General features: G+C 51.7%; 27 protein-coding genes. 19 read left to right on the top strand and 8 right to left on the bottom strand.

All coding sequences use genetic code 11. The features are described 5' to 3' along the window. Positions 1-67: 67 nt before the first annotated feature. From VGK02_08775 to VGK02_08735, 9 genes are all read left to right on the top strand, one after another. Complete coding sequence (locus VGK02_08775; GenBank protein ID HEY3375140.1) at positions 68-346, top strand: acylphosphatase; 279 nt, start codon at positions 68-70, stop codon at positions 344-346. Between the two features lie 172 nt (positions 347-518). Beyond that, positions 519-1,421 carry an Hsp33 family molecular chaperone HslO gene (gene hslO / locus VGK02_08770; GenBank protein HEY3375139.1) on the top strand — a complete coding sequence of 301 codons (903 nt, stop codon included), beginning with the start codon at positions 519-521 and terminating at the stop codon, positions 1,419-1,421. A 29-nt stretch (positions 1,422-1,450) separates the two neighbouring features. After that, positions 1,451-2,083: a hypothetical protein gene (locus VGK02_08765; protein HEY3375138.1), complete on the top strand. Its 633-nt coding sequence runs from the start codon at positions 1,451-1,453 to the stop codon at positions 2,081-2,083. A 15-nt stretch (positions 2,084-2,098) separates the two neighbouring features. Next, a complete protein-coding gene (locus VGK02_08760; protein ID HEY3375137.1) occupies positions 2,099-2,797 on the top strand; it encodes an HAD-IA family hydrolase in 699 nt (232 codons plus the stop codon). 103 nt (positions 2,798-2,900) lie between these two features. Further along, a complete protein-coding gene (locus VGK02_08755; GenBank protein HEY3375136.1) occupies positions 2,901-3,266 on the top strand; it encodes a phasin family protein in 366 nt (121 codons plus the stop codon). 75 nt (positions 3,267-3,341) lie between these two features. Then, the gene (locus VGK02_08750) at positions 3,342-3,788 is read left to right on the top strand and encodes a hypothetical protein (protein ID HEY3375135.1); all 447 of its coding nucleotides are present in this window, start codon (positions 3,342-3,344) and stop codon (positions 3,786-3,788) included. A gap of 41 nt (positions 3,789-3,829) precedes the next feature. Beyond that, positions 3,830-4,144 carry a hypothetical protein gene (locus VGK02_08745; GenBank protein ID HEY3375134.1) on the top strand — a complete coding sequence of 105 codons (315 nt, stop codon included), beginning with the start codon at positions 3,830-3,832 and terminating at the stop codon, positions 4,142-4,144. A gap of 215 nt (positions 4,145-4,359) precedes the next feature. Further along, positions 4,360-5,253 (top strand): class II fructose-1,6-bisphosphate aldolase, encoded by an 894-nt coding sequence (gene fba / locus VGK02_08740; protein ID HEY3375133.1) that lies wholly within the window; start codon positions 4,360-4,362, stop codon positions 5,251-5,253. After that, positions 5,253-6,275, top strand: a complete 1,023-nt coding sequence (locus VGK02_08735; GenBank protein HEY3375132.1) for an ATP-dependent 6-phosphofructokinase — start codon at positions 5,253-5,255, stop codon at positions 6,273-6,275. Before fba ends, VGK02_08735 begins: the two co-directional genes overlap by 1 nt. 134 nt (positions 6,276-6,409) lie before the next feature. Here the strand turns inward: VGK02_08735 and VGK02_08730 are convergent, their stop codons facing one another. Continuing rightward, positions 6,410-7,063: a LysR substrate-binding domain-containing protein gene (locus VGK02_08730; GenBank protein ID HEY3375131.1), complete on the bottom strand. Its 654-nt coding sequence runs from the start codon at positions 7,061-7,063 to the stop codon at positions 6,410-6,412. Positions 7,064-7,148: 85 nt separating this feature from the next. Further along, positions 7,149-8,300: a pyridoxal phosphate-dependent aminotransferase gene (locus VGK02_08725; GenBank protein ID HEY3375130.1), complete on the bottom strand. Its 1,152-nt coding sequence runs from the start codon at positions 8,298-8,300 to the stop codon at positions 7,149-7,151. 152 nt (positions 8,301-8,452) lie between these two features. Between VGK02_08725 and VGK02_08720 the strand changes: the two genes are divergently transcribed. Next, entirely contained in the window at positions 8,453-8,884 is a 432-nt protein-coding gene (locus VGK02_08720; GenBank protein ID HEY3375129.1) for an Hsp20/alpha crystallin family protein, read from the top strand. Between the two features lie 52 nt (positions 8,885-8,936). Here the strand turns inward: VGK02_08720 and VGK02_08715 are convergent, their stop codons facing one another. The 5 genes from VGK02_08715 to VGK02_08695 are packed head-to-tail and all read right to left on the bottom strand — an operon-like array spanning position 8,937 to position 16,185. Next, a complete protein-coding gene (locus VGK02_08715) occupies positions 8,937-11,495 on the bottom strand; it encodes an SMC family ATPase (GenBank protein HEY3375128.1) in 2,559 nt (852 codons plus the stop codon). Positions 11,496-11,506: 11 nt separating this feature from the next. Further along, complete coding sequence (locus VGK02_08710) at positions 11,507-12,790, bottom strand: exonuclease SbcCD subunit D (GenBank protein HEY3375127.1); 1,284 nt, start codon at positions 12,788-12,790, stop codon at positions 11,507-11,509. Next, positions 12,768-14,405 (bottom strand): ATP-binding protein, encoded by a 1,638-nt coding sequence (locus VGK02_08705; GenBank protein HEY3375126.1) that lies wholly within the window; start codon positions 14,403-14,405, stop codon positions 12,768-12,770. Before VGK02_08705 ends, VGK02_08710 begins: the two co-directional genes overlap by 23 nt. Continuing rightward, complete coding sequence (locus tag VGK02_08700) at positions 14,395-14,973, bottom strand: hypothetical protein (GenBank protein ID HEY3375125.1); 579 nt, start codon at positions 14,971-14,973, stop codon at positions 14,395-14,397. The genes VGK02_08705 and VGK02_08700 overlap by 11 nt, the downstream gene beginning before the upstream one ends. Then, positions 14,974-16,185, bottom strand: a complete 1,212-nt coding sequence (locus tag VGK02_08695) for a DNA double-strand break repair nuclease NurA (GenBank protein HEY3375124.1) — start codon at positions 16,183-16,185, stop codon at positions 14,974-14,976. It lies immediately after the preceding gene. 143 nt (positions 16,186-16,328) lie between these two features. Between VGK02_08695 and VGK02_08690 the strand changes: the two genes are divergently transcribed. Together VGK02_08690 and VGK02_08685 are read left to right on the top strand one after the other, a co-directional pair. Beyond that, positions 16,329-16,643, top strand: a complete 315-nt coding sequence (locus tag VGK02_08690) for a DUF2007 domain-containing protein (protein ID HEY3375123.1) — start codon at positions 16,329-16,331, stop codon at positions 16,641-16,643. Between the two features lie 107 nt (positions 16,644-16,750). Continuing rightward, a complete protein-coding gene (locus VGK02_08685; protein ID HEY3375122.1) occupies positions 16,751-16,912 on the top strand; it encodes a hypothetical protein in 162 nt (53 codons plus the stop codon). A gap of 33 nt (positions 16,913-16,945) precedes the next feature. Here the strand turns inward: VGK02_08685 and VGK02_08680 are convergent, their stop codons facing one another. Continuing rightward, the gene (locus VGK02_08680; protein HEY3375121.1) at positions 16,946-17,344 is read right to left on the bottom strand and encodes a helix-turn-helix transcriptional regulator; all 399 of its coding nucleotides are present in this window, start codon (positions 17,342-17,344) and stop codon (positions 16,946-16,948) included. A 104-nt stretch (positions 17,345-17,448) separates the two neighbouring features. On the opposite strand from VGK02_08680, the gene VGK02_08675 reads away from it, so the two are divergent. The 7 genes from VGK02_08675 (at position 17,449) to VGK02_08645 (ending at position 25,667) form a co-directional block, all read left to right on the top strand. After that, complete coding sequence (locus VGK02_08675) at positions 17,449-17,694, top strand: helix-turn-helix transcriptional regulator (GenBank protein HEY3375120.1); 246 nt, start codon at positions 17,449-17,451, stop codon at positions 17,692-17,694. Positions 17,695-17,728: 34 nt separating this feature from the next. Beyond that, positions 17,729-18,001, top strand: coding sequence for a hypothetical protein (locus VGK02_08670; protein ID HEY3375119.1), 273 nt, complete (start codon positions 17,729-17,731; stop codon positions 17,999-18,001). Positions 18,002-18,561: 560 nt separating this feature from the next. After that, a complete protein-coding gene (locus tag VGK02_08665) occupies positions 18,562-19,815 on the top strand; it encodes a glycosyltransferase family 4 protein (GenBank protein ID HEY3375118.1) in 1,254 nt (417 codons plus the stop codon). Continuing rightward, positions 19,808-21,151, top strand: a complete 1,344-nt coding sequence (locus VGK02_08660) for a glycoside hydrolase family 57 protein (GenBank protein ID HEY3375117.1) — start codon at positions 19,808-19,810, stop codon at positions 21,149-21,151. The genes VGK02_08665 and VGK02_08660 overlap by 8 nt, the downstream gene beginning before the upstream one ends. A gap of 19 nt (positions 21,152-21,170) precedes the next feature. Next, positions 21,171-22,970 carry a glycogen/starch synthase gene (locus VGK02_08655; GenBank protein HEY3375116.1) on the top strand — a complete coding sequence of 600 codons (1,800 nt, stop codon included), beginning with the start codon at positions 21,171-21,173 and terminating at the stop codon, positions 22,968-22,970. After that, positions 22,967-23,908 carry a DUF4931 domain-containing protein gene (locus tag VGK02_08650; protein HEY3375115.1) on the top strand — a complete coding sequence of 314 codons (942 nt, stop codon included), beginning with the start codon at positions 22,967-22,969 and terminating at the stop codon, positions 23,906-23,908. Before VGK02_08655 ends, VGK02_08650 begins: the two co-directional genes overlap by 4 nt. Beyond that, positions 23,889-25,667 carry an amylo-alpha-1,6-glucosidase gene (locus tag VGK02_08645; protein ID HEY3375114.1) on the top strand — a complete coding sequence of 593 codons (1,779 nt, stop codon included), beginning with the start codon at positions 23,889-23,891 and terminating at the stop codon, positions 25,665-25,667. The genes VGK02_08650 and VGK02_08645 overlap by 20 nt, the downstream gene beginning before the upstream one ends. Positions 25,668-25,732 lie beyond the last annotated feature (65 nt).

The raw sequence follows: 25,732 nt of genomic DNA, 5'->3' as shown, positions 1-25,732 counted from the left end.
CGATAATTATTGCAGGCTGGGGGTTGTATCTTCCAGCCTCATTTTTTATATAGCAGGAGTGGTTGTTTTGACTGAGCGTTGTGCGCACTTAACGATCGAGGGCCGTGTCCAGGGCGTCTACTTTCGCCAGAGCATGAAGGAAATGGCGGATGTTTTCGGCGTAAAGGGATGGGTGCGCAACCTCGATTCAGGCAATGTCGAAGCGATTGCCGAAGGCGATGAGCCGGCGGTTTCGAACCTCATCGACTGGAGTCGGCAGGGGCCGGCACACGCAGCGGTTGATAACGTTATCGTTGAGTGGCGCGAGCCGTGCAACCGGTTTACCGGGTTTTCAGTACGGCATTAACTGCGGCATAACCCGGTTTGGGAGTTAACAAGCCTACTGCGACCAGTATAGTTCTGGACGGGTGCGGGCACAAAAATATTTGACGTTGAGGCTAATAGCGTGCGCTATTAGCCGTTTTGCAAAGTAAGATTTTTGCGGATAGGATTTTTATATAGATAGGATTGGTTTACATATGCAGGATCATTTAGTACGTGTGGTTGCCGCCGATGCGATGGTGCGGGCGATCGCAGCTGTTACAACAAATACGGTTGATGAGGCGCGCCGCCGCCAGGATACCTACCCGACGGCCACAGCCGCTCTTGGACGAGTGATGACGGGAGCAGCGCTTATTGCTAATATGTTAAAAGACCGCCAGAAAGTTACGGTCCAGGTAAAAGGCGACGGTCCGCTTCGTGAGGTAACCGGCGATGCGGATGCCCAGGGTGGCGTTCGCGGTTATGTTCTCAGGCCGCACGTCCACTTGCCGTCAAAGCGCGGCAAACTCGATGTGGGCGGTGCTGTCGGTACCCACGGGACGTTTTCCGTTATAAAAGACATGGGTTTACGGGAGCCGTACCGGGGCATCATCGAGCTGGTAACCGGTGAAATCGGCGATGAGTTTACCCATTACTTTGCCTCAAGTGAGCAGCAGCCGTCCGCTGTAGGCTTAGGTGTGCTGGTTGTGCCGGATAACTCGGTTGCAGCCGCGGGCGGATATTTCGTGCAGCCGTTGGTGGGAGCCCCCGATTGGGTTGTCGCAAAAATCGAGGAAAACATCTCGCACGCCCTGCCGGTAAGCGATATGGTTAATATGGGGTATAGCGCCGAGGATATTCTCGCACGTATTCTTGATGGCCTCGATATGCAGGTTAAAGAGCGCCGTGATATCTTATTTTCATGCGGGTGTTCGCATGAGCGCGCCGAACGTACGCTCATTGCTCTTGGCGTAAAAGAGCTCAGAGAAATGATAGATGATGGTGAGCCGATCGAGCTTCGCTGCAACTTCTGTAATGAGGCCTATATGTTCTCCATTGATGAACTAGAAGAACTTGTGGATAAGATTAAAGAGAAGAGCGGTCTGCGACAGGTGCAGTAGTAGGCTTCGGCGAAAGGAAAGGGACTGATATGGAACTCGAGGGTATAGGCGGAAAGATACGGCAGAGCCTTGACGCAAAACATAAAGCGCGCGAAATTGCGCTTCCTAAGGCCAGGCAAGTTATCCGGTCGTGCAGCGTCGCAATCCGGTCGATTCACCGCGAAAAATTCGATGAGGCGCAGCAGCATTTAGCGGAGGCCAAACAATCGCTCGTACAGGCACAAGAAGCGCTTAAGAGCTACCCCGAGATCTATTTTGCCGGGTATCTGCAGGATGCGGAAAAGGAGTATAGCGAGGGCATGGCGACATACGCCCTGGTTGCCGGTAGGCCGCTACCCGATCCGGATGAAATCGGCGTAGGTTATCCGCCCTATCTCGCCGGGCTTGGCGAAGCGATGGGCGAGCTGCGCCGGCATATTCTCGATATTATACGGCAAGGGAAACTGACCGAAGGCGAGCACTTTCTAACAATCATGGATGACGTATATTACTTCTTAAACTCTTTCGACTATCCGGATGCGCTTACGCCGGGGCTTCGCCGCAATACTGATCTTGCTCGCTCGGTTTTGGAGAAGACGCGCGGCGATCTCACCACGACCGTTCGCCAGCATGAGCTTCGTGTAGCGATGGATCGCCTTGAGAGCGAGCTTAAATCGAAATAAAAGGATTATGCAATCGTGAAATATAAAGCGGTCTTTTTTGACGCCGGCAATACGCTGCTGACGCCCTATCCATCGGTTGAGGACGTCTGCGCCGAAGTTTTTGCCCGGAGCGGCTACGCAGTCCCCTTTGACGAGCTTAAAACGGCGATTGGTGCGGGCGATAGGTACTACGAAGAGCGATATTGGCAGGATGATACGTTTTGGAAATCGGAGCGAGAGGCGGCTGCGCTCTGGGTCGACCTGTATACGGTTGTAGCTCACCAGCTCGGCATTAACGGCGACACGGACCGTCTCGCCCGAGAAATCTATGACGAGTTCGGCCATCCTCACAGGTGGCAGTTTTTTGCGGACGTCGAAGAAACCTTGCAAGCCCTCAAAGATCACGGTTTAAAAGTTGGGGTGATCTCGAACTGGGATAGCCGCTTAACCGATCTTCTGTCCGGCATCGGCGCAGATAAATATCTGGATTTTATCATGTGCTCGGCGGTTGTGGGCATGATCAAGCCGCAACCGGGCATCTTTACAATGGCACTCAAGCGGGTTGATGTCTTACCGCACGAAGCACTCCACGTCGGCGATCACTACTTTGCCGACGTTCTCGGCGCTCGCGGCGCGGGGATCACCCCCGTACTTATCGACCGGGCTAATAACCCCATAAAAACCGATTGTATAACGATCGGTGATCTGCGGCACCTCCTTAACTTTCTCGACTAACACGCATGCCCTATGCAGCGTAAGCGGTTCTTGGGTCTTTTACGTGGATTACGTTTATCTGTAGATGAAACCGGGTAGCAGAAGGTATACAAGGAGGATGGGTATGGCGAACATAGGTGATCTTATTCGACAAAGTTTCTACCTCGGCATCGGGGCGGTTGCGCTTACGGCCGATAAATTGCAGGAATGGGCTAACGAGCTCGTCGAGCGCGGTGAGATGTCGCGTGACCAGGCATCAGCTATGGTTAGCGAACTCACAAAACGCGGCCAGGAAGCGCGCATGGACATGCGTAATATGATCAAGGATGAGGTCAAGAAGGCCATAGATGAGTTGGAACTGCCGACCAGACACGATATCCAGCGTCTAGACGATAAGCTTGACCGGCTCATTCTCATTGAGCGCCAGGAGAATGTCGCGGCTACTGCGACAAACGTCGGGCCGGGTGAAGCGTCTCCGGAAGTCCGCTAGAAACCGCAGTTTTGTTCCTAAATTTAATTAAGAGGGCGGCAACGTTTGCCGACTAATATAGGGAGGTGTTCTGCCGTGAGTGCAGAGCATGAATTGGTTGAGAGCTGGAAGCATATACCGAAGCTCCAACGGCTCGCAACCTCAAAGGCTAGAACGCTAGAGGAACAAGCGCAGTGGCTCCATATTTATATTGACGAGCGCTTGGCCGGGAACGAGATGGGACAGGAAGCACGAGAAGAGATGTTAGCAGCTCTTTCTCTCCAGTCTGAGATTTACTCGCTTCTCGATTTTGATAAAATGATAGATGCACGAGAGAAGTTTCAGTCGTTGTTCCCCGAGCACTTTGCGGAGTACTTGCGGGGCTTGGAATCACTCTCGTGGCAAATTACATGGCCAGGGTGCCTTGAGTGTAGTCACTTTACTGAGCGGTGTGAGCTGGGGCTATCGCCATCCAGTATCGCAGGCGACCACGTATCCGTTAAGACGTGTAGCTCAAAAGAGAGTCGACTCGACGCGGCGTAACCTCTCGCATCCAGGCATGATAATACAAGCTTGGAGTTAAGATGAGAGGTAAACTCAAAGGCGTGGCATCATTTGTAGACACGATCGTAGAACTCATCGATCTTATCGCAGAATATGCCCGCAAGCAGCTGAAGAACGTAATTGATGAGAGTATCGCTAAACCCCTGAAGTCAGCCGGACGAAAAGTCGCCTTACTTCTCTTCGCGTTTAGTATTTTCTCGCTCGCGGCCATCTTTATCACGGTCGGCCTGTTCCTCTCGCTCGTGCATTTTGTCGGATATCCGATCTCATATCTTCTCATAGGCGTCGTTTTGGTTGTTGTCGGTATGATTGCCGTGTATCAAGCCGGTCGCTAAACAGGACCCCAAGCTCGCTGCCAGGTAATATGGTAGATATTACCATTGTAAAATTCCCTTATCACCCTTTAGCCCTCCGTTTTGTTAACCGATAATGACAACGGATGGTTGCATTCTAAAGCAGTCAATCCATTGATAGGCATTCAGGCAGTGCTTATTTTTTTATCGAATGGGTAGACAATAAATAAGATTATCGGGCAATAGGAGGAGTTAACGTGTTTAAGACCAACACCGAGCTAATGATGAAAGCGCGTGAGGGAGGATATGCTGTCGGCGCATTTAACACCAACAATCTTGAAATCACGAAAGCGATCTTTAAGGCTGCAAAGGAAGAACAATCGCCAATTATCCTTGCTATCTCGCCATCCGCGGCAAAGTATGCGGGTATGGAAAATCTTTTAGCTCTCGCACGGGTTGCAGAAGAGGAGACGGGGGTGCCGGTGTCGGTTCACCTCGATCACGGTACTGAGTGGGAGCACGTCGTGCATTCAATCCAAGCAGGGTTTTCGTCGATTATGTTTGACGGCTCGAAGTACCCTTTCGAGGAGAACATCGCGCTTACTAAAAAGGCGGTAGAGCTCGGTCATGCGGTCGGCGTTTCAGTAGAAGGCGAACTCGGCCGGTTGGTCGGCACGGAAGACCATATTTCGGTCTCGGAGCGTGAAGCATCGATGACCAATCCTAACGAGGCGCTTGAGTTTATCGAGCGCACCGGCGTGGATGCGCTTGCGGTTTCGATCGGCAATGCGCACGGCTGGTATAAGGGAAAACCTCAGCTCGACTTCAAGCGACTTGAAGAGATCCATAACAAGGTCGGCAACAAAGCGCTTCTCGTTCTGCACGGCGCATCGGGTATTCCGGATGAGGATATCCGCACCGCCGTATCGCTCGGTATTACAAAGATAAATATCGATACCGAGATTCGCGACGCGTTCAAACGCGGCATCGCTCAGTTTATTCAGGAGAACCCGGATGTTATCGATCCGCGCAAGCTCCTGAAGCCGGCGATGGAAGAGATGTATAAGATCGTCAGCGGTAAGATCAAACTGTTTGGTTCGTCGCACAAAGCGACTCAAGAAATAGCATACATGGCCGGGAGGGTTGCATAGTGAAAATAGGACTGTTAACCGGTGGCGGTGATTCAAGCGCCATCAATGCTGCGATCAGGGCGGTTGTCCGCAGGGGTATTGAAGGCGGGCACACGATCCTTGGCTTTAAGAATGGTTGGGCGGGCCCGATCAACGGTGAGTACCAGATTATGACGATTGATTCGGTATCGGGTATTTTGCCGCGAGGCGGTACCATCCTCGGTACCTCAAGAACGAACCCATTTAAGCTCGACGGTGCGCCGGAAAAGATGCGCGATAACCTGCTTAAGGCGGGTGTCGATGCGATGATCTGCATCGGCGGCGACGATACGCTTGGTGTTGCGCATAAGATCAACCAGCTAGAACCGCCGATCCCGGCAGTCGGTATCCCGCAGACTATCGATAACGATATTGCCGGTACCGATTATGCAATTGGTTTTCATACCGCATTATGGGTCGCGACCGAGGCGCTTGATAAGTTGCACACAACCGCCGAGTCGCACCATAGGATTATGGTAGTCGAGGTCATGGGCCGTGACGCGGGTCACGTTGCACTGCTTGCGGGTATCGCGGGCGGCGCCGACATGATTCTCGTTCCGGAACATGATTTTAATGTTGACGATGTTATAGATAGGATTAAAAAGCGCCGCCAAAGGGGAAAAACCTTTAGTATCATCGTGGTTGCAGAAGGCGCTAAGCCTGCAGGCCGCCAGGTGGTTGTGAGTGAAAAGACCGATGCCTTCGGACATGTTCGCCTCGGCGGCATCGGCGAGTATCTCGCAAGCGTTATCGAAGAGAAGACCGGTCTCGAGACCAGGTTCATGAACCTCGGACACTTGCAGAGAGGCGGAGACGCAACCCCGTTTGACCGCTTGATCTCCACCGAATTCGGTGTAGCGGCGGTTGAGCTGATAGAGAAGGGTGAGTTCGATCGTATGACCGCGTATTCATGCGGCGAAGTGACGTCAATAGCTCTTGAGGATGCGTTGAAAGTTCGGCAGATAGACGAGCGCGTGTACGAGATGTCGAAACTTTTCTACTAAATGTTAACGTTTCGTTAAAGTCTAACCGTGACGCGGCCGAATAGTAGGATATAGCACAAGCTAACGAGTGGCGAACTCGTTAATCATTAAAGCAACACATAAGGACGGGGACTCCGTCCTTATGTGTTTTTGTTTTAGGCCGCTTGCAGCTTCGGTGTTTCTGCTTCTAGAAAACTTAAGAAACGCCTGGTTTCATCAGATGGCGCCCGCACCGAATTATAAATCACGTAGAGGTTGCCCATGAGCGGGGAGATATCCTTAATCTTTAGCTCTTTAATCCTGCCGAGCTCGAGTGCATCGCTCGCTGATTTTCTTAATACGAAGCTCAAACCCGAGCCGCTTTCTACGGCTTTGATTATCGCAGGGTTGGTATCCAGCTCGGCAACGATATTAAGGTTCTCAAAGGTTATGCCGTGTGTGGCTAAGAACTCACGGTACCACATCCGGGTAGCCGAGCCGGCCTCGCGGATGATAAAGTCCTGGCCCCTAAGATCTTCAAGGGCAACTTGCCCTTTATTTGCCAAGGGGTGCTGCGGTGGACAAATCAGGATGAGCTCATCGAATTTGTTTAAGAATGTCTCGGCCGTCACGCTATCGTTCTCAAACGACATGCCGATAACGCCTGCATGTAGGTCGCCGTTTAACACCTGCTCGAATACTTGTGAGCTATCGGAGATACCGACCTTAAGCTCAATATCCGGGTTTTGCCGTTCCCAATCAGCGATTAGTTGGGGTAACAAAAATTCACCGGTATAGCTGCTCGCACCGACGTTGACGATGTTTTTCATACGTGTCCTCCTTTTCTTGCTGCATGCAGTAGCACCAAGTTTGTTCCCGCACGCGCGAAGGACAAACACGCGTGGTATAGCCTTATCAGCTTAGATAGGCTTCAAGCCGGCGGCAGGCTTCTGTAATGTTATCAAGCGAGTTGGCGTAGGAGAAACGCAGGTATCCTTCGGCGTTACTGCCAAAATCAATACCGGGGGTAAGGGCAACGTGTGCGTGCTCGAGGATATCGAACGCGAGCTTATATGAATCGGCGCCAAAGCGTTTTGCGTTAGCCAGCATATAGAATGCGCCGGTCGGTTCAACGGTAATGCCGAAGCCCAGTTCGCGCAGGCGGGGGATAAGGTAGCGGCGGCGCTCATCATACGTGGCCACCATGCGGGCAATGTCATCGGCGGTTTCAGTAAGGGCTGCGATACCCGCCCATTGCACAAAGCTGTTAGCCGAGATAAACAGGTTTTGCTGGATCTTTTGCATCGGGCGCACGAACGCTTTTGGGGCAATAGCATAGCCCAGGCGCCAGCCGGTCATTGCATAGAGTTTGGAGAATCCGTTTAGCACAAACGCATTATCGGTGAACTCGAGAATCGAGTGTTCGGCACCCTCGTAGGTAAGGCCGTGGTATATCTCGTCCGAAATAATATACAATCCGCTCTTTGCCGTGTCCGCTAAATCGGCGATCTCGCGCATAATGTTTTGTGAGAATATATTGCCGGTCGGATTAGAAGGCGAGTTAATCATAATCGCCTTCGTATCTTCGGTCAGCGCTTTCTTGATATCATCGGGGCGATACTGGAAACCATCTTCCTCATAGACGTTAACAAACGCCGGTTGCCCTTCGGCAAAGCGGACAAAATTGGGGTAGCAGGCGTAGCCCGGGTTGGAGAGAATGACGTTGTCGCCGGCGTTGAGAAGTGCGGCAAAAACGAGAAGCATTGCAGGTGAGGTCCCCGACGTTACAATTACCTGGTCAGGAGAAAGCTCAACGCCGTATTTGACATGGTAGTGCTCTACGATTGCTTCGCGAAGCTCAAGAAGACCCAGGCTGTGAGTATATTGCGTTTTGTCTTCGAGGATCGCTTTGCAGCCGGCATCTTTAATGGCTTGCGGTGTCGCAAAATCCGGCTCTCCGACTTCCATGTGAATGATATGCGCTCCCCGGCGTTCCATTTCTTGGGCTTTCTCAAGCACTTCCATAACAATAAACGGAGGCATGTCGAGAGCTTTTCGAGATATCATTTGCGACTCCTTGCCTGGTAAAATACTTGTCTCTCAATTGTAGCCGTATGCGACTCTATATTCCAGACACGGGCGCTCTTTACGCGTAAGCAGACATGTTTCGGCGTCGTGGGTAAATACTAAATGTGATCTTTTTGAGGGAGGTGAAAACTATGGCAATGCGCAGAAGTAGTCCCTGGCAGGACCTTACGAGACTGCAGGATGAATTTAGCAGAATGCTCTCACGCACATTTGGCCCGGCAGCGGTGATGGACGTCTGGATGCCGGCAACCGATGTTTATGAAAAAGACGACAAGTACTACGTGACGATGGATTTGCCGGATGTGAACCCGGATGATATCGAGATCTCCGTCACCGATAGTACGCTGAGGGTTCGGGGAGAGCGTAAGCACGTACAGGAAGTAAAGGAAGAAAATTACCGAAGAAGCGAGCGTTTCTACGGCACGTTCGAGAGGATAATCGAGTTACCGGAACCGGTGAAATCGGAAGATATCGAGGCGACCTATAAAAACGGTATGCTGGAGATCGTTTTGCCGAAGGCTGAGGAGAAGAAAGCGCAGGAGGTAAAGATTAAGACCGCGTAAACTAATTTGAACTTCGTATAGAAACAGGGGGGCTCTTCGGGGCCCCACTCGCTCAAGCTATTGTGGCAACCGAGCCGAGCCCGCGTTTCTTCACGACCTCGATACGGGTAGGGAAGAGTTCTTTAAGGTCGTCAAGGTGCGTCACGATAATTATCTTCTTGAAGTCGTCTTGAATAGCGCTTATCGCCTCAATGAGGCGCTCCTTTCCCTCTTCATCCTGTGTGCCGAAGCCTTCATCGACAACCAGGGTTTCAAGGCGGGCGCCGGAGCGGCGCGACAAGAGTTTCGACAGGGCGATGCGAACAGCAAAGTTAATCCTGAACGCTTCGCCGCCGGAGAAGAGCTCGTATTTACGTTCGCCCAGTTCGCCGTCGGTGATAATGAGGTCGAGAGTCTCGATAACCCCACCGGTTCGCTGGTCTTTTTGTGTTACGAACCGCAGGCTCATCTGCCCGTCGGTAAGCCGGTGCAGAAGCTCGTTAGCCTCTTCTTCAATTTCGGGGATCGTGTTTTCGATGATAAGAGCCTGAATGCCTTTCTTGCTGAAGGCGAACGCAAGCCGGTCGTATATTTCGGCCTCTTTTGCGGCAGCTTTGCGCGTCTTAACCAGATCCTTCTTTCGTTTGGTAAGCGCGGTGCATGTGTCTATCTTTGCCTGGATTGCGGAACATTTTTGCAATACGGCTGCTTCGAGTTTCTTTGTGTCCGCAAGCTCGGCTTCGCGCTGCTCGATCTCGCGGACGATACCCGCCAATGCGGCGATATCCTGCTCAAGAGATACAATCTTTTGGGCCGAGACGGCGATTGTCGTGAGTTTTGACTCTTTTTGTGATGAGAGCGTGCCGATGGTGACCTGCGTCATCTGCATGGCGGTTTTTGCGTTTTCGAGGTTTGCCCGCAGCGATTCGTAGATAAGCAGCTCCTTGAGCCGCACTTTCACCTTATTGTGCGCATCAACTGAATAACCGGTAGCTCGCATCTCTAAACCCAACCGCTGTAATTCCGAGTGCTCGGCTTGCGCATATGCCTGCTGCGTGATTTGCAAGTTAAGCTCGGTTAGCTTATTATTAATTGCGCTGATTTCCTGCGCTGCTTTCTCAAGCGCCTGCAATTTCTCCACGAGACGGCCTTCTTTTACTTGCAGGCCGCTCTTTCCCCGAGCCTTTTCGCTCAGCGCGGTGCCGGCTGCTTTTAGGGCTTCAAGATCCCTGGTTATTCGTTCGATCTCGCGCTGTGCGGCCTCACGCTCGTTCGCAATCTTTGCGGCGGCTTGGGACATATCGGCGGCAAGCGCCGTTCGCTCTTTTTGATCAAGCGGCTTCTTGCATAGCGGACACGAATCGCCATCGCTGAAGAGGCTGCGGCGCTGCGCCTCTTCAGCGTAATGTGCCGCGAGGGCTTGAGCCGTTGCCTCGGCCGCCGCCTTTTTTTGCTGCAGTTCGGTGTACGCCGCGCGTTTTTCTTCAAGCTCGCGTTCTATCTGAGCAAACTGCGCTAATCCCGCTTTGTTTGCGGCGAGCTCGGCCTCAAGCATGGCTTTTTGCGCACACTCTTTTTCAAGCGCCGTTTTGCGCGACGTTAAGTGTTTGAGCTCTGCGTCGAGCGTACTCTTTATCGTGGCGAGCGCTGTTTTTACCAAGTTTGCCTTGGCCTCAAGCGCGCCGTACTGCTGGCCGGCGGAAGCCAGCTTCTCCTCGCGGGCGCGCAGCCCCACAAGCTCATCGTAACCCGCGCTGATTTCACCCTCACGCTCGATAAGCGACTGCGCTTTCCGTACGCTCTCATTAAGAGCAATAAGCTGCATGTCGAGCGTTTTGACGTCTAACTCGATCCGTGCATTTTCCTCTTTAAGCCCGCTTAGCTGCGATGACTTTAGGCCAAAGACGGCTTTTTTACCGTGAAGCTGCGTCAGGGCTGTTTCGCACGACGCAATATCGCTTTGTATACCGGAAAGTTCGGCGGAAACCACCTCGAGTTCTTGCTTGTATGCCGGGAGCTGATCCAATTCCTGGTCAATGAAAGCGATTCGATTATCGATATCCTTAACGCTGTCATTTTGTCCCTTACGTTTTTCCCGCGCCAGCTCTTCAAGCTCATCGTAGATAGAGAGGCCGAGAATTTCAGAGAGGATTTCTTTGCGCTCGTTTGCGCTTTTCGTCATAAAAGTATCCGCCCGCCCTTGCACGACGAACGCCGAGTTGACGAAGGTTTCGTAATCCATTCTGAGCGCGCGGTTTATTGCATCTTGCGTCGCGTTGATTGTTTCGCCTGTCAATGAGCGCGGTACGCCGTTATCGAATACTTGAAACTCGAGGCGCGACTGGCCGGTTTTGCCTTTGCGTGAGCGCGAACGGATAACCCGGTAGCGCTGGCCCTCAAGATCAAAGGTAAACTCGACCTGCATGTGCGCCTCTTTGTGGTGGATGAGGTCATCGGTACCGGTACCGCGTTTATCGACGCCGCGGGCCCGGCCCCAGGTCGCCCAGGTGATGGCATCGAGCAATGAACTCTTGCCGTGGCCGTTAGGCCCGCAGAGCACCGCAGTATGTATGGATGAGAAGCTCAGCGGCTCATCCATACGTTTATAGCTCATAAAATTAGTAAGATTCAACTCGACTGGAATCAATTCAAACCTCGCGCTTGCAGCTCTTCGATGAGCCTTTGCCCGTATTGCAAGAGTTCATCTTGGCGTTCGCGCAAATCATCGCGTGTCTTTAAAAATTCGGCAAGCGCCCGCCCCGGGGTTTGCGACTCGGTCAGGTGCGGGTTTCTCACGCGCGCCGCTTCACCGATCGCTTCAACCGTTACGTGGGCGACATAGTGGGCGTCTGCGAGTGCGCCGATGATCTCATCCTTGCGGATCTGATCCTTAAGCTGCGCGGGCACCTTCACACGCACGCGCACTACGCTTTCGGCAAGCGTTTCGCCTTCAAGACGCTTGCACACCTCTGCGGTCGGGTCGTCGGTCGCACACTCGACATCAATCGTAACAAAGCGCCGTGCAGGTGTAGGCATGAATTCATATGTGGTCGCTCTTCGTACCAGGCGCACCAGGCAAAAGCCCTTGTCTTCGCGCTCCTCGCCAAAATCCACCCTATCGATGCTTCCCGAATACACCAGGTGCGGGTATGCGCCGTTGCTCAAATCCTGAAATTTATGGATATGGCCCATCGCCACGTAATCGAATTCGGGCCGCTGCAGCGTGCTCGGGAGCACCGTCATCTCGCTTCCCATGAGAATACTGCGCCCCTCATTGCCGATTTTTGCGGTTGATATGCTGGCATGCGTTGCCAGAATGGCAGGTACATCCGGCTTTTCCGCAACCTGTGCGGCGAGATCGGCTACAAAGTTTTCGATCATCAGCACCATGAGGTCGTTTAACTCGGTGAGTGTTTTGTTTTTATACTCAGGATGCGTATCTTTAATGCTTGCGATAAGTTTGCTTCGCGAAAAGTGGGGGAGCGCCGCAACCTGAACGGGCCCCTGCTTTGTTTCAATCAAGAACACTTCGGGTGAGCGGGCGACGTATACGCCGTCGATATCGAGCACGTCGTAAATCGCCATCGAGTGCGCTTGCTTATCGAGATTGGGCAGGTCATGGTTGCCAACAAGTAAAAATACTTTTATATCGTGCCTGGTTAAACGGCGTATTGCCCGCGCAAATTCACGCTGTAATGTAGGGTTCGGCTTTTGGTTGCGAAACGCGTCGCCGGAAAACACGACGAGTGCCACATCGCGCTCGATCGCGCTATCGATGAGGAAATTAAGCGAGCGTAAGAAATCGATGACGCGCTGATTGAGGCCGGTTTTTGCATCAACGCGGCCGTAGTTTTCCATCCCCAAGTGAAGGTCGGCAAAATGAATGACTCTAATCGAAGATACTTTAGTCGAAGACAATTTCGTCATCGCCAAACACCTTCGATTTAAGATCGTCGACCGACTTTCGCCGCTCGATTTCATCTAAAATTATGCCGGAGCCGAGTGAAAGCTCCCGGCAGAAGTCTCCGTAATCTTTTGCGTCGATGACCACCGGCATCGGCATGGCATAACCGGTGAGCAAAAACTGCCGGGCTTCTAAGTTGTTTATCAGCACTTTCAACGTGCTCTGGCTGGGAAGACCGGTTAACACGGCGTTTATGTCGCGCTCGTCGCCTAAATCGCCGACGATACGTGTACCGACCTGGCTTAACACCTCGTCGTCGATGCCGCTGGGGCGCTGATCGATCAATAACAACACCATATTGTATTTGCGCATCTCACGGGCGACCGTTCCGAAAATCGTCTGGCGGGCAACGGACGGGTCGAGGAACTTGTGTGCTTCTTCAATTGTTACGATGAGCGGTTTCGGCCCGTCGGCGCCTTCGGCGCGCGCAAGGTCGGTTGTGTCGACATACAGCTTATGAAGCCGGCGCGTTATAATATTTGCGACTAAGATATAGGCGAGCATCGAGTTATAGCGGCCGAATTGCAGTACCGTGTGCCTTCCGGCTTGTATCTCGTTCATGATGCGCTCGACCGTATCGTCGGCCACGCTCTCTTTAATAAAGGGCAGTTTCTTCAAACGGCTTAAGCACCGGTGCAGCTTTTGCAGCGCCCCTTCGTGCACGCCGGTACTCTCCACGACGTCCGGGAATTCTTCGGTATCCATTTTTATAAAACGGGCGAGCCACTTGTCTTCGCCCCACCGGTCGGCAAGCCGGTACATCGTTTCGATACCGGCAGTCGTTATGCCCAGCTCACTGGCGGCAAGTTCCAGATCGGCGATCTCAATCACCGAGTAGGGGATTTGCACATCGTAGTCCGGGCGGATGCGCCGATACAGCGGTGAGTTCGCATCTACGGTAAAAATCGCGATTTTACCGCCCAGAAGCTGCTTCAAGCTCGGGTCGTCGATACCGGACTCACTGGTCGCGCTCCAGCCGTACTCACCGTGCATGTCGAAGACCAGATTGATCGCCATATCGCTTTGTATCAAATGCCCGAGTACCATGCGGGCGAGCACGCTCTTGCCTGAGCCGCTCTTGCCGAATATGGCGCTCGTTCGTTTTACGAATTTATCAAGATTGAGACAGACCGGCACATCCATAAAGATCGGGGAGCCGATCTCCGGGTTGGTCGGGCTTGGTTCGCCGAAAATGAGTGCGACGTCTTCGGCCCCGGCTTCACAGACGGGGGAGAAGTGCGGCGGCACCGTGGTTGAGGGACGCGGCCGGTCATCTTCCGCCGGGTCTTGCGCCGTCACCAACATCGGCTGTACCGAGAGCTTGTAAAAAGTATTAATGCCGGCATGCACGAGCTGCGCAAACTCGCCATGCGGCGGGTTAAGCAGAATATCCTCATTTGTCGCCTCAAGCGATACGTCTTTGAGAAGACAAAAGAACTTGTTCTGTTTGCCGTCGATAACGACGAGCCTTCCGACCGATATCCCCTCGACGTTTATGTCTTCGGCGAGCTTCGCCTCGAGCCCGGCAAGAAGCGAGCCGCCGATTATGCTTGCGATTCTTTGTCTCTTATCTGACATCGCTGATTCTCCTGATTATGCTTCGCGCCTTCTCGTATTCGTCTTTTAAGAGCTGCGCGATCTCTTGCCCGGCACGCACTAAAAATGCCTGGTCGCAGTCACGCTCGTTATACGCCAGGCGAATCGATGCGGCGGCCAGTTCTTCGAGCGGCAAGCCCGGCAGGGCATTGATGCTGCGGATAAACTCCAGGTCTTCGGTGAGATCGAGTACTTCATTTTTCTCGCAGGGGTAGACGAAGCTGTGAATTCGCGGCGGGAACGGCGGCAAATATGCCCTCGTAAAACCATCGTTAAAGCCGATGATCGCCGCCTCGAACTCGACCGTTAAAAACTCGGCGATCTCAGGGCGGTACCGCAGCAGCTCATCGCGTGGGATACCGTACGCCATCGGGCGCCTGCCCGGATCAATGCTGGTCTCATATACGTTATAGACGAGCCCGTAAATATCCGTGCCCTGGCTTTCCGCCTTTACGAAGCTGCCGAAATACGGCGGGTTGGTAAGGGAGTCGCTTTGTGCTCTAAATCTGGTCGTATAGACCTCGATAATTTCCCCGATCCGATCGGCCATTTATATAAAGCCTCCCTTTTTACGAATAGCTTTGCGTGACTCCGCCGCAGAAGTACCCTGTTTTATTAATGCTCTCATAACGAGACGCTCAAATGAAGCTTTGTCGGTTGTCTTAACAACAGCCTGCTCGTGCGCCTCGGCAACCGCTATCGGGTAACCCATGCCTTTTTCCGCCTGGTCGAGACATACGCTATGGACAAGCATGAGCGCATCTTTATCGTGCGCTACCCAGCCCGGCACCTCGACCCGCGCAATTTCTTTTCCGACGTTAACGTAGAAAAAGTATACGCGCTGGTCACCATACGCTTGCAGTATGTCAGAGATGCTGCCGAAAAGCGAGGACCGTTCACCCGGTTTGAGTAAACGGCGAAACAAAGCTGCGTCGGTAATCCCATTTATCTTATCACAAGGGGGATATTCATCAAGGACAGAGCCCTTGTAGGGGCATCTGTCGCAGTTAACCGGCTCGATCGGACAAATATGCACTTTTAGTGCATTTATCACATCGGCGCTTCCCGGCAAACTGATGTATCCGGCGACAGGAAGCGCACTGTCGCACGCCGTATTTATAAGCTGCATAAAAGCGAGGAACGATTGTTGTTTGAGATCAGCGGTTCCTAAACTGGTGATACTTTTGGGGTCGGTCTCAAGCATCCAGAGTATCAGCGTACCATCGACCAGAGCGACCGCCGGCTTGTTCTCACACGAGGAGATCATATCCCCTAAGACTTCTACTTCCATTTTCTGTCGGAGTGCTGCGAGCACAGGGCCGGACACATCGCGCTCTTTACCGCCGAATCGACGAATCGTATCCTTCTCTTCAAAAAATAACGTTGGTTCGCTATCTAACCGGTAACCATGGAACCCGCCGTAGCCTATCTCGACGCTCCCAATATTAATAAGGAAGGCAGGCGTTGGGCCGTGCCGGTCGGGGCTTATCTGCGAGCCGTCCGTCGACAATACGGTATATGTTTCCGGACGGGGAAGAGGGGAATGCACCTCAAACGGGTTTTCATCGGTTAATTCGGCGACCAGCCACGAGGTCTTTGCATTTTCAATCTTTCTCTTGAAAGCCACAACATCCGCAGAGGCAAGGCCAACCTGATCTTCGGCGGCATGCAGGGCCGACGCCAAGCTCTGCGCCCGGTTGCGCTGGTACGAGCCGAGTGCTGCTATTTGCTCGTAAAGTTTGTTCAAGTTTAGCACGCTCATCTACCCCCAAACAGCCGTTCGGTGTTATTGTATCAAAAGGATCGGGGATTGAATAGATGCAGCGCTCATGGTCTCGCAACAAAGTCTATAATCTGTAATAATAAGTGGCACGTGAATACGACCTCATAAAAGAAGGGTGTAGTGTGGACAGGATCGAGCAAGGACTGGTAACCGCATACAAAGCGAACAGCCGTGACTTAGCGTTTATTGCAAAGGGGCTGCTCGACGCTGCGGGCATTCCGTATTCGATTGTCGGGGATGGCTTCAGAAGCCTCGAAGGATACAGCATTTTCGGCGATATGAATATCGGCATCAGGCCGTACCTGATCCGGGTACTCGAAGAGGACGAATCCCGCGCATGCGAAGCGCTGCGCCCGCTTCTCGAAACCACCGAACCTATAGATGAAGAAACCCTCGCAAAGCTTGCCGAAGAGGCAGGCAAAGAGACTAACGATTAGCCCTTACTAACCAAGCATTTCCGTACACTACGACTATTTGACTACTAATGCATACCATAGTATTGTAGGAAGAGGTCACCGGTATATAACATAGGGAGGGGTTGCACGTGGTCGGAGTTGGCCCAACAGAGCTCGGCGTACTTTTTATCATGGTCATTTTCAGTCTCATCCCGCTTGCTATTACCATCTGGCTTATCATCAGCATCCAGGCGATTAAGAAAAGCCTTAAGAACATCGAGCATAGCATTGAGGGCAGGAGCAGCCGGTAGGAAGCCAGCTAACCACCGGCCGTGTCGGTCGTTTTAGATGCGGTACGTATGTTGTAATTCCTTAATAAATTCGACAGCCGCCTTTTTTTGTTCAGCGGTAAGCTTGGCAAATTCCGATGGTATTTCCGCAGCCGTTTCGTCGAGGATGAAATCGGCGATCTCAGGGTCGGTATTGATTTTATCTTTAGCTTTATATTCCCGGTATTCCTTGAAGTAAGAAGGGTCGGTATCAAGCCCTTTCGCTAGAACCTCAATGTTATCTTTGGTTGGTTTTGCTTTACCGGATGCCAGGTTATGAATATACGTCGCCGATAGCTTAAAATCGATTTCTTTTGCCAGGCCAGGAAAGCTTATGCCCTGCACCTGCATACGTTCGCGTAACGCCTCGGCGAAATCTTGGCGAGTCCGGTTGTTCAGTGCCTCTTTATTCATACGGTAATTATACGCTTTAAGTGGTAACTGTTGACAACATATATTGACAACGGCCCGGAATATAATTAACCTTTCACTAAAAGGTTAATACGAAGGAGCTATTCGTGGCCGTTTATGCAACAAAGCTCGAAAAGATATTAAGCGAACGAAATATCAGACAAAACGCGCTTGCAAAACGTATCGGTGTTGACCGAAGTCTTATGAATAAATGGGTGAAGGGCAAGCATGTTCCGTCGGTATATTTCATGACCAAAATCGCTCGTGAATTACGCCTGAGTGAGCAAGAAATATTTTTTGACCCTGCATTTTGCTCAACTAAAGGATTAAGCGAAGGAAAACGTATTACATAATGGACTACTTGAATTGAGGTGGGTGGAAATAAAGTTGGAACGTTTGAAGCAATGGGCAGAAAAAGGGATAGATCGGTTAGGCATAGTTTTGTTCGGCGGCGACAGCCAAGCTGTGGCTCTGGGCAATGTCGCTTTAGGTAAACGGCTCAGTTTATCTGACCGTATGTTGCTTGCTCAATATTGCAAATTACAGAGAATGTTTGAGCGAGAGACCGACCAAATGCGTAAAGACATCATCGTCGATGATCTGGTAGAGATCGAGATGGAGCTACGCAAGCGAAGCATACTAGGGGATATTCACGATTAGGGAGTACATGGCGCAGCGCGATGAAAAAGGCCGCTTGCCTAAAGCGGCCTTCCACCGCCTTCACTAGATACAACGCATTTATGCTGCGAGTTGTAGAGCTTTTGCTTCAACTCGCCTCTCGATCTGAATCGGTCTCTTGTTGAGCGCAGCTAAGGTAAGAACCCCCCCCGACCATGATATCGTTAGATAAGTGGCATTCCTGAATTTCACTCTCCGGGATATATGCGAAAATGTTGATTGTTTGGTATTATCTTGATTTGTGGGTATACGGAAGGGCTCTTATTACGCCATGCGCTTTCTTCGTATGTTACTGAAAACATACCGTGCAAAAATACTCAAATCAGTTGCCTTATTATTGTAGGGTTTTTGCGAAAAAGTGTCGAAACTATAAGGGTTGGCATTATACGTGCCCTCAAGCACTAATACTACGGCTATATTACCTGGCGTAAAATAGTAAGATAGTAGCAGATAAGATGTATCGCAGATTTTCTTGATGTGTAACAGAGTAGAATTATTCATAGCAGTTATTGAAGCTTTTGGAGGAGAACATTAACATCTTAATGCTGGGGTGGGAACTACCCCCATACCATTCAGGCGGTCTAGGGCGGGCATGCGAAGGCATGACCAAGGGTCTTGCACGCTCGGGCGTCGACGTGTCGTTTGTGCTACCAAAGATGTTTCCCGGCGCGCAATACGACTGGATGAACGTGCACGATGCTAGCGCGTCTGCATTCGACAACCTTGGAGAAGAACTCTTCAGTGATGAAACATGTATGCAATATCTTACGCGGCATCAGTGCGCGCTCGTGCGCGGCTACCTGCCGAATTTGAGTTCCCGCTCAGAGACGTTTTGCAGCGAGTGTTTTCACCGTATCAACAAAGGCGATGATCTCTCACACATAAGCCTCTATTCAAGAGGCGTGTTTGAGGTGGCTAAGCGGCTTAACTTCGAGGCGGTGCACGGGCATGATTGGATGACATACCATGCTGCGGTGCTCGCGCGTAAAGTCGCGGCAGCGCGCGGCAAGCGCGTGCCGTTTATCGCGCATGTTCACGCCACCGAAATCGATCGCCATGACGGGCAACGAATCTATAACATCGAGAAACAGGGGATGCAGGCGGCCGACCGCGTCGTCGCCGTAAGCAACTACACCAAATCGATGGTCATCAAACACTACGGCGTGAGCGCCGATAAAATCAGCGTCGTTCATAACGGCATCGAGCCCCGCACGATCCGGCGCTATCCTCGCCACGTCCTGAAGCGTCGCTACAAACTCGTTCTCTTCATTGGAAGGATTACCTACCAAAAAGGTCCTGATTACTATGTGCGGGTCGCAAAAAAGGTAACCGACCAATACAAAAATGTGAAATTCTTGATGATCGGCGCCGGCGATATGCAAGCGGCGATGGTTGAAATGGCTGCTCGTGAAAGGCTTACCGGCAAGCTTTTATTTAGCTCGTGGCTCAAAGACGACCAAATGGATGCAGCGTATCAGCTGGCTGATGTGTTCGTTATGCCATCGGTATCCGAACCGTTTGGCATAGTACCGCTTGAGGCTATACAAAACGGAACACCTGTTGTAGTCTCGAAGAACGCCGGAGTTATTGAGGTTGTGCGTAACTGCATCCCGGTCGATTTCTGGGATATTGACAAAATGTCGTCTGCAATTGTCGCACTGTTGCAAAACGAGCGGTTTGCGCGCACGATGGTAACCCGCGCTCAAGAGGAAGTGCGTGGTCTTACCTGGGATCTGGCGGCAAGCAAGCTGGTCGATGTTTACCGGGATTCGGCACAGGAGGTAGCTCATGCCTAGTGTATGTCTCTATTTTCACGTACACCAGCCGACACGATTAAAGCGCTACAACATCTTCGATATTGGAGCCGATCGTGACTATTTCGACGATAAGCAGAATGCAAGCATTATGCACAAAGTTGCTGAAAAGTGCTACTACCCGGCAAACAGTCTCATCTTAGAGCTTATCGAGCGCTTTGAAGGTAAATTCAAGGTTAGCTATTCGGTCTCCGGCGCTTTTCTCGATCAAGCGATGGAATTTGAGCCGGGGCTTATCGATAGTTTTTACCGGCTATCAAAAACCGGGTGTGTCGAGTTCCTGAGTGAGACCTATTACCACTCGCTTGCCTCGTTGTACTCGGAAGAAGAAATGTTCGAGCAAGTAATGGATCACATGCTCCTCATCGCACGGCTCTTTGGCCAGGTGCCGAATGTTTTCAGGAACACAGAGCTTGTATATTTCGATAATTTGCCCGAGCTTGTGAAACGTTTCCATTTTAAAGCAATTCTTGCCGAAGGATGGGATGGGGTACTCGGATGGCGAAGCCCGAATTACGTGTACCAGGCACAAGGCTCAAATGCCAAGCTTTTGTTAAAGAATTACCGGCTTTCAGACGATATCGCTTTTAGGTTCTCTAATCGCGCCTGGAGCGATTGGCCGCTTACAGCAGACAAGTTCGCACAATGGGTGCATAGGGTAAACGGCAACGGCCAAGTCATAAATCTCTTCATGGATTACGAGACGCTTGGCGAGCACCAGTGGTCGGATACCGGTATTTTTGAGTTCTTGAAGCATATGCCGGCGGCGATTTTAGGCCACCCGGATATGGACTTCGTTACTGTGTCCGAGGAAGCGGACCGGAATAATTCGGTTGCCGAACTATCAATGCCGCAGCCGGTTTCATGGGCTGATACCGAGCGGGACCTTTCAGCGTGGCTCGGCAATGAAATGCAGAGAACAGCGCTTGATGCGCTTTACGCACTTGAAGAGAGCGTAAAAGAAACAAACGATCTTGACCTTTTGAAAACATGGCGCCAGATGCAGACGTCGGATCATTTTTACTATATGTGCACGAAGTGGTTTAGTGATGGCGATGTACACAAGTACTTTAATGCATACGATCGCCCGCATGACGCCTACATATATTTCACGAACGCGTTAGCCGATTTTAATGAGCGCGTTCTTGATAATCTAGAAGTCGCAAAACTTGCGAGCACGCGCAGGGAGGCGCCTCGCATAGTATTTGAAACAACCGTACCCGATATCGAGGTACCTGTGCCCGGTGTAGAGATACCGCCTGGGGTGGAATTACCAATTGTAGCAGCACCGCATCCAGGCCCAGCGGGCCAAGCTTAATCGTAGTTGGAGGACTAACATGAGCGAAAAACCGTATCTATTTGAAGTATCTTGGGAAGTAGCAAACAAAGTGGGCGGTATTTACACCGTTCTTGAGTCCAAGTCAGCGCTTGTTAAGGAGGAGTACGGCGATCACTACTTTTTCGTTGGCCCATATTTGCCAGGGAAATCTGATAGCCAGTTTATTCCGAAACCGATGCCGACATTCCTAGCGAATGCTCAAAAAGATCTCGCACCTGAAGGGATTCAATTCCACTACGGCACATGGCTCCTCGATTCAGAGCCGCAGGTCATTCTTGTAGAGTTTATGCATGAGCTCAACAATATCGGCCAGTTTAAATCAGAGCTGTGGAATACCTACTGGGTAGACTCACTGTTCTCAGCGTATGATTTTGATGAGCCGGTTGCGTTCTCATGGGCCGTCGGCAAACTGCTCGAGTCGATCAAACGTGTCGGTTTAAAGAAAGATAAGGTCATCGTGCATGCGCACGAATGGCTGACCGGCGCAGTTGTTTTATACTTAAAACACACAGGACTCGACTTCTCGACTATCTTTACAACACACGCGACCTTCTTAGGCCGCTGTCTCGCATCGTCCGGAATCAACTTCTATGCCGATATCAACAGCATCGATGCCGACGCCAAAGCTGCCGAAATCGGCATTATGGCAAAGCACAGCCTGGAGAAAGCCACCGCGATTCACGTAGATGTCTTAACGACGGTGTCTGAGATCACGGGCAAAGAAGCCGAAGCTTTCTATGGCAGAAAACCGGATGTTATCTTGCCGAACGGTTTGAATATGACTTCATTCCCGGGTGCGCAAGATATCACCGTACACCATCGCGATTACAGGAAGTTCCTGCGCATGTTCACGCAGTACTATTTCTTCCCGCACTATACCTTCGACCTTGAAAACACGCTCTACTACTTTATTCTTGGTCGTTACGAGATGCGCTGTAAAGGAATCGACCTCTTTATCGATGCGCTGGCAGATCTTAACCAGAAGCTTAAAGCGAAGAAGAGCGATAAGACTATCGTTGCGCTCTTCTGCATACCAGCAGGCAGCTCCGGTGTAAAAGACCAATTGATCGAGAGCAAATCGATCCATCAGAGCATCAGGCAGACCGTCCACCATCACCAAGACGATATATTCGAGCGTATCGTGCGCGCGTATCTCGGCGAGCACGAATTCGATCTCGAGTGGCTGCTCAGCAAAGACTTTATTGATAAAGCGGTCGCAAACCAGCGCAGGTTCAAACGCATGGGCAGACCGCCGCTCGTCACGCACGATCTCTTTAACGAAGACGGCGACGAGATAATCAATATGTTCAAACGCAAAGGGCTCCTCAATGCAGAGGAAGACAAGGTTAAAGTCGTGTTCTATCCGACATACCTATCCGGTGGTGACGGGTTGCTCAACCTGCAGTTCTACAACGTTATGGCCGGCTCACACTTCGGCGTATTCCCATCGTTCTACGAGCCGTGGGGCTATACACCGCTCGAAGCAGGCGCACTCGGCGTTGCATCGGTCACGACCGATCTCTCCGGTTACGGGCTTGCTTTGAAAGAGGCCGGTTTAGTGAAGAAAAAACTTCCAGGCACCTATGTCATCAGCCGTAGCGCGTTTGACTACGATAGCGAGAAGGAAGAACTCCTCAGGATTCTGTATGAGTATTCAACGCTCGACGGCAATGAGCGGATGGAGCTCAGGCTTAACGCTAATACACAGGCCAGGAATTATGATTGGAAAATCTTAGTCAAGTATTATTTCGAAGCGCATAGGCTTGCGCTCGCTAAGAGTAAGGTGAATGTAGCATGAGAAAGGACTATTTTCGTGACCTCTGGACGTTTGTTGCGCCGGGAAGGGCGCTCAGACCGTTCGACTCAAAAGAGGTCAATGTAAGTGATAGCTCGGGGTGCTTTTTCTGCCCCGGAAACGAGCATACGACACCGCCGGAAATCGACCGTGTCGAAGGCCCGACCGGGTGGCATGTACGCGTCTTCCCAAACAAGTTCCCAATCTGTGGCGGGGAAGATATGTGCACCGAAAGCTGGGAAGTAGACTCGTCGCACGGTCATCATGAGGTCATCGTGGAGACGCCTGATCACTACCAGAAGCTATCCGACATATCGGTCGAGAATATGATAGATACGCTCAAGATGTACCGCGAGCGCATCAACGCCCTCGAAAAAGATGACGCCGTCGGGTACGTTTCGGTCTTCAAAAACCAGGGGCGGGAAGCAGGCGCGTCGCTCGACCACTCGCATACGCAGATTCTGGCGGTAAGCCAGGTACCCAACTTCATCAGCGAGAAGATTGAGCACAGCAGTGAGGATGATTGTATCTATTGCAAGATCGCCGACACAGAGCGCATCTCGCAGCGCCTAGTATGCGTCAACAACTCATTTGTCGCGTTTTGCGCATTCGCGCCGCGCTATACACACGAGCTTTGGATTGTCGCCCGTGAGCACGTGCGCAATCTAAACGACATCTCGGACGAGGCTATGGCGGACCTGGCGGCAATACTGCTGCGGTCGCTGCGCGTGGTTGAGAAGCTAACCCCGAATTACAATATGATGATCAACTATGGGCCAAGGGGCGCAGACTTCCATTTCCATATTGAAATCGCACCGCGCATTCCGCATCAGGTAAAAGCAGGGTTCGAGCTCGGCACGAATTATGCTGTTATAACGACGACTCCCGAAGAATCAGCCGCGTTTTACAGGGAGAACATCGGTGAATGTAACTCATATTAATGGCGAAAATGCCATTGTAAAACAAGTTTCACATGCAGTGGCGTTCATTCTGGTAAATGAACGTAAAGACTTCGCAACATTCTACGGTAACGAAGAATCCCGCTATGAGGGATTCTTCGTTGCGCATAACGACACGTTCCTAAAAACGGTTGCTCGCATAACCCGGGCAAAACCTGTTGAGGGCATCGAGCTCTACCAGGGCGTGCCCGTTGCAACCCGCTATCTACAGGGTGGGGCAACCGAGATCTACGCCACAGTCAAAAATGAGCCGGTCCTTATCTATGAAGCGCTTAAAAAGGATACAATAACGGTTCGGCTCGATATGCGCGATCAGTTCTACATCCCGAAATGGGGGCGCAACTACTGTGCGTATGAGGAAGACGATATCGTTATCGTTCGCTATAGCGATGATTGCATTACCGAGCCCGTATACCTGGCAATCGCGCACGATGGTTCGTTTGCGCTGCGCGGTGAATGGATCCCGGTCAATTACGGACGGGATCGCGAGCGAAACTCAGAGCCCGCAGAGCTTTATGAATACGTCCTCGGTAATTTTGACGCAAGCAAGCTTACCATAGCATTTGGCCTGAGCGTGGAGGAAGCGCTGGAACGGGCGAGAAAATGCCGCGAAATCTCGGGCGCGAAAGCCGTTTCAAAGAAACGTATGCGCCCAAAACAGATGAACGGCAAAGTCGATGTCGTTGCCAAAAACCTGGCTCGCAATTACGCGGTCGACGCGCTTGATGCGCTGTTTATCGATAACCGGATGCTTGCAGGCATGCCGTGGTTCACTAAAGCCTGGGTTCGTGACGAGTTAATTTCTGCGCCGGCTCTACCTAAAGAGCGGGCTCATGCCGTCGCATCCAAGCACGTTCGTGCAACCTGGGGCGGCCAATTACCGGTAATTTTCGGCGGAGCCAACAACTGTTCGGACGGTCTTGGGCTTCTGGCCTGGGCGATAATGTCTGGAAGGATTGGGCTTACCGAAGAAGAGAAGGATATGCTCGCGGAGAGGATCAAGTGTGCCATCGCAGAGCTTGAACTTGTCGAGAACGAATTCGGGTTTATTCCCTCGGGACCGCGTGAGAGCTGGATGGACAGCATCGAGCGGGTCGGTTATCCGGTAGAGACGCAAACGCTCTACGTGCGCACGTTACACCTCGCACAACTGCTCGTGCACGAAGAGAACGAGCGCTTCGAGGCGAAGAAAAAAGCCCTGATAGAGAATGTACGCAAGCATTACTTTATCGACGGCTATTTACACGATCGGCTCTACGACGAGACGATGCGCCCGAACCTTTTCCTGGCGGCGTTTTTTGCTCCCGAAATCTTAAGCAAGGACGAATGGGAGTCATGCTTCGATAAGGTACTGCCGGCGCTCTGGCTCGAGTGGGGAGGCCTCGCATCGGTTGACACGCGTCACGAGTGCTATTGCAATACCTCGGCGGGCGAGCACGATACGAGCTACCATAACGGCGACAGCTGGTTCTTCGTCAACAATATCGCAGCTCTGGTTATGCACAACATCAACGAGGCCAGATATGCAGAGTACATTGATGGGATTCTTGACGCTTCGACAAACGAGATTCTCTGGCATAACTATGCCGGCTGCCCGGGCGAGATCAGCTCAGCCAAAGCTCTTGAGTCGTGGGGGTGCGGCCTGCAAGGGTTTTCCGCCGCAGCGTATGTGTATCTAGCAGATCACGTGCCGCTCAAGCGCCGTGCGCTAAGGACTCTATTTGCAAGATCGGCCAAGTAATTAGAAGAGAATTATGTGGCAAGGGACCGAATAAATTAAACAAGTAAGGGACTATGACTGGAACG

The organism is Candidatus Aquicultor sp. (assembly GCA_036504445.1).
Lineage (GTDB): Bacteria > Actinomycetota > Aquicultoria > Aquicultorales > Aquicultoraceae > DASXVE01.
This window is presented reverse-complemented; position numbering and strand designations above follow the sequence as displayed.

Coding starts and splice junctions, on each gene's coding strand:
- VGK02_08705 (HEY3375126.1), bottom strand. CDS start 14,405: ATGTCAGATAAGAGACAAAGAATCGCAAGCATAATCGGCGGCTCGCTT.
- VGK02_08665 (HEY3375118.1), top strand. CDS start 18,562: ATGCTGGGGTGGGAACTACCCCCATACCATTCAGGCGGTCTAGGGCGG.
- VGK02_08745 (HEY3375134.1), top strand. CDS start 3,830: ATGAGAGGTAAACTCAAAGGCGTGGCATCATTTGTAGACACGATCGTA.
- VGK02_08650 (HEY3375115.1), top strand. CDS start 22,967: ATGAGAAAGGACTATTTTCGTGACCTCTGGACGTTTGTTGCGCCGGGA.
- VGK02_08730 (HEY3375131.1), bottom strand. CDS start 7,063: ATGAAAAACATCGTCAACGTCGGTGCGAGCAGCTATACCGGTGAATTT.
- VGK02_08765 (HEY3375138.1), top strand. CDS start 1,451: ATGGAACTCGAGGGTATAGGCGGAAAGATACGGCAGAGCCTTGACGCA.
- VGK02_08655 (HEY3375116.1), top strand. CDS start 21,171: ATGAGCGAAAAACCGTATCTATTTGAAGTATCTTGGGAAGTAGCAAAC.
- hslO (HEY3375139.1), top strand. CDS start 519: ATGCAGGATCATTTAGTACGTGTGGTTGCCGCCGATGCGATGGTGCGG.
- VGK02_08660 (HEY3375117.1), top strand. CDS start 19,808: ATGCCTAGTGTATGTCTCTATTTTCACGTACACCAGCCGACACGATTA.
- VGK02_08710 (HEY3375127.1), bottom strand. CDS start 12,790: ATGACGAAATTGTCTTCGACTAAAGTATCTTCGATTAGAGTCATTCAT.
- VGK02_08700 (HEY3375125.1), bottom strand. CDS start 14,973: ATGGCCGATCGGATCGGGGAAATTATCGAGGTCTATACGACCAGATTT.
- VGK02_08680 (HEY3375121.1), bottom strand. CDS start 17,344: ATGAATAAAGAGGCACTGAACAACCGGACTCGCCAAGATTTCGCCGAG.
- VGK02_08695 (HEY3375124.1), bottom strand. CDS start 16,185: ATGAGCGTGCTAAACTTGAACAAACTTTACGAGCAAATAGCAGCACTC.
- VGK02_08720 (HEY3375129.1), top strand. CDS start 8,453: ATGGCAATGCGCAGAAGTAGTCCCTGGCAGGACCTTACGAGACTGCAG.
- VGK02_08725 (HEY3375130.1), bottom strand. CDS start 8,300: ATGATATCTCGAAAAGCTCTCGACATGCCTCCGTTTATTGTTATGGAA.
- VGK02_08755 (HEY3375136.1), top strand. CDS start 2,901: ATGGCGAACATAGGTGATCTTATTCGACAAAGTTTCTACCTCGGCATC.